The organism is Rhodococcus sp. A14 (assembly GCF_011603105.1).
GTDB lineage: Bacteria > Actinomycetota > Actinomycetes > Mycobacteriales > Mycobacteriaceae > Rhodococcus_F > Rhodococcus_F opacus.
The window spans coordinates 1-3,212 of sequence record NZ_JAAOQS010000225.1 but is presented as its reverse complement, the minus strand read 5'-3'; the positions used below and the strand labels follow the sequence as shown (position 1 = coordinate 3,212).

The 3,212-nt window shown below is 69.9% G+C and carries 3 protein-coding genes; 2 read left to right on the top strand and 1 reads right to left on the bottom strand.

Features of this window, described 5'->3' with window-relative positions:
* On the top strand, window positions 1-1,047 hold a 1,047-nt coding region (locus tag G9373_RS44860; RefSeq protein ID WP_277346759.1), incomplete at its 5' end, for a helix-turn-helix domain-containing protein.
* Window positions 1,048-1,071: 24 nt separating this feature from the next.
* On the top strand, window positions 1,072-1,257 hold the full coding sequence (locus tag G9373_RS44855; protein ID WP_206033963.1) for a hypothetical protein: 186 nt from the start codon (window positions 1,072-1,074) through the stop codon (window positions 1,255-1,257).
* Window positions 1,258-1,354: 97 nt separating this feature from the next.
* Here the strand turns inward: G9373_RS44855 and G9373_RS48040 are convergent.
* Window positions 1,355-3,212, bottom strand: a 1,858-nt coding sequence (locus tag G9373_RS48040) for a 3-hydroxyacyl-CoA dehydrogenase NAD-binding domain-containing protein (RefSeq protein ID WP_206033961.1), incomplete at its 5' end; no start/stop codon positions are given.

The following is a 3,212-nucleotide window of genomic DNA, read 5'->3' as shown; positions in this document are numbered from 1 at the left end:
GAAAAGCTACGCCGCCACCGCTGGGATCAGGACGAACTGCAGCTCGAGCTGCCCACGCTCGGCACCGAGGCCATGGTCCGGCGCCTCGGCCGCGCCGGTCAGGACGCGATCTTCGCGCTGGAGTTCATCGAGCCGGTGGCACCCGGTCAGGTCTCTGTTGGTCACAATCCGAAAACGGTGGCCGCCACTGCCGGCGCCGGTGTGCTGGACGGTGTGGCGTCCCATCTGACCCGGCCGACCCCGTACGGCGACGTGCAACGGCAGCTCACCGCATCCGCTGACGTCGACGGGCTCATTCGCGTCGTCGGAGACCCTGGCAGCGGCAAACGCCACCAGGCCTCGAGATGGCTGCGCCGGCACACCAGCCAGGAGCCCGAGGTCGTCGCCGCCCGCGACCTCGCCGCGGATGACGCGGTCCGGGCTCGCGGGGAAGCCGCGTTGCGCGACGGTCGCGGGATCGTCGTGGTGGGAGGAGACGATCTCACCGGCGACCTGCGTGCGCGTCTGGGGGACTTCGCCATGATCCCTCGCCCCGGAGTCCCCGCGGGTGCCCGGGTCATCCTCACCGAACGCACCGGCGATGCAGACAACGGCGGTGCAGACGCCGGTCCGGCGGCGGTACGCGTCCCCTCCCTCACGGAACTGCGCGACGAGCTGCCCGCCGTCGTGCGCGAGGTTGCTGCCGAGCTCTTCCCGGGCGCGCCGGCATTGCGGTTCTCCCCCGCTGCGCTCCAGTGCCTGTTGGCCTGGCATTGGCCCGGCAACGTCGCTGAGTTGGCCCGGCTCCTCACCGCCCTGCCCCAGCCGGTTCGCAGCGGCCTGATACAGACCAAGGACCTGCCGGCCGACATGCATCAGACGTCCTGGTCCTCGCTGAGTCGCTACGAGCAGGCCGAGCGCGAGACCATCAAGGGCGCCCTGCGCGAAGCCGACGGCAACAAGGCGCGCGCCGCCAAGATTCTGGGCATCGGCCGCACCACCCTGTACCGCAAGATGCGGGCCCTGAAAATCGATGCCGAGGAACGGATGATCGCCCCCGGTCGATGACCTCGAGGCCCGTCGGCCGCCACGGTGGACACTCCTGCGGTACGTCTGCGTGGACTGACCGCACGCTTCATGGGCTGCAGCACCGTGGCGCACCCAAGTCCCAGCGACTGGACCTGGGGCAGCCCGGCTCGGGAGGGCGGGGCGTTGGCGAGTGCTGTGGCGGTGTCGAGTTTCTACGACTGGGCGATCGCCGCGGCGCTCGTCTCCTGAGAAGGCAAACTATTGCCCGCCATGGTGGTTGGTCCGTGAGGGTCCGACGGGTGCCGCCCTTCCATCGTGGAAGAGCGGCACCCGTTGTGCCCGAGGTCTAGAAGCTGGTGCGGCCGACGGCGACAAGTTGCTCGAGGAGCGGTGCCGGCGTCCAGGTTTCGCCGTGGATCTTCTCGAGGTGGCGGATCTTGCCGAGGGTGGCGTCGAGGCCGAGGGTGGTCGCGTACTGCATCGGACCCCCGCGATAGGCGGGGAATCCGTAGCCGTCGACGTAGACGACGTCGATATCGGAGGCACGTTGGGCGATTCCTTCACCGAGCAGTGTGGCGCCTTCGTTGACGAGGGCGAGGATGCAACGCTCGACGATCTCCTCGTCGGTGATCGTGCGGCGCTCGATCCCGTCCTCGGCGGCGCAGGCGCGGATGATCTCGTCGACGGCCGCGTCCGGGATCGGGGTGCGGCTGCCCTTCTCGTACCGGTAGTACCCGGCGCCGCTCTTCTGCCCGAACCGTCCGTTCTCACAGAGGATGTCGGCGACCCGCGAATACCGCAGATGCTTCGGCCGACTGGGGGCCAGCCGCTTGCGGGCGGCCCAGGCAATGTCGAGACCGGCCAGATCCGACATCGCACACGGTCCCATCGCCATGCCGAAGTTCTGCAGCGCGGTGTCGATCTGCTGCGGGGTGGCGCCTTCCTCGAGGAGGAACTCCGCTTCGCGGCGATAGGGGGTGAGCATGCGGTTGCCGATGAACCCCTCGCACACCTTCGACAGCACCGGGATCTTCCCGATCGCCTTGGCCAGGCGCAGACCGGTCACGACGACGTCGTCACCGGTCGCCTTCCCACGGACGACCTCGACGAGCTTCATGATGTTGGCGGGGCTGAAGAAGTGCAGCCCGATCACGTCCTGCGGGCGGGAGGTGGCACGGGCGATCTCGTCGAGATCCAGTCGGGAGGTGTTCGACGCCAGGATGGTCCCGGGTGTGCAGAGCGCATCGAGCTTGCCGAACACCTCCTTCTTGACGCCCATGTCCTCGAAAACCGCCTCGACCACGAGGTCGACGCCGGTGACGGCGTCGAAATGCAGGCTCGGCTCGATCAACGCGGTCCGCTCACGCGCCTGGGTTTCGGTGAGTCTGCCCTTCGCGGCGGAGGTTTCGTAGGTGCTGCGGATCCGGGCCAAGCCGCGGTCGAGGGCGTCCTGGTTCTGCTCGATGACGGTGACCGGGAGGCCGCCGTTGGCGAATGCCATCGCGATGCCGCTGCCCATGGTGCCGGCACCGATGACCGCGACCCGACCGATCGGGCGGGGCACGGTGTCGGCGGGGATGTCGGTGGCCTTCGCGGCGGTCTTCTCGGCGAGGAAGACGTGCCGCAGGCCCGCGGCGTCGGGGCTGTTCAGCAGGCGCAGGAAGGTTGCGCGTTCGGCGGCCAGCCCATCGGCGATCGGGAGCCGAGTGGCGGTCTCGACGGCGTCGATGGCGGCGAGCTGGGCGCGGCCGTTGCGGGTGCTCGGACGCACCGTGCGGCGGGCGGCATCGAAGTCGATGCCGGTCGCGGCGGCCGGTGGCAGCGCGTCGACGACCGGCCCCGGGGTGCCGGTGTCGACCTGGGTGCGGAGGAAGTCGAGGGCGGCGGTGATCGGGTCGCCGTCAACGCAGGCGTCGACCAGGCCGAGGTCGGCGGCCTCGGTGCCGGTGACCGGCACTCCCCGCTGAATCATGCGCAGCGCGGCCACGGCGCCGATCAGTCGGGGCAAGCGCTGGGTGCCGCCGGACCCGGGGATCAGGCCGACGTTGACCTCGGGGAGGCCGAGCTTCGCGTCGGGGTGGGCGATGCGGTACTGGCAGGCGAGGGCGAGTTCGAGGCCGCCGCCGAGGGCGAAGCCGTGGATGGCGGCGATCACCGGTTTCGGTAGTTGCCCGATCGTGCTGAGTACGTCCGGGAGGGTGGGG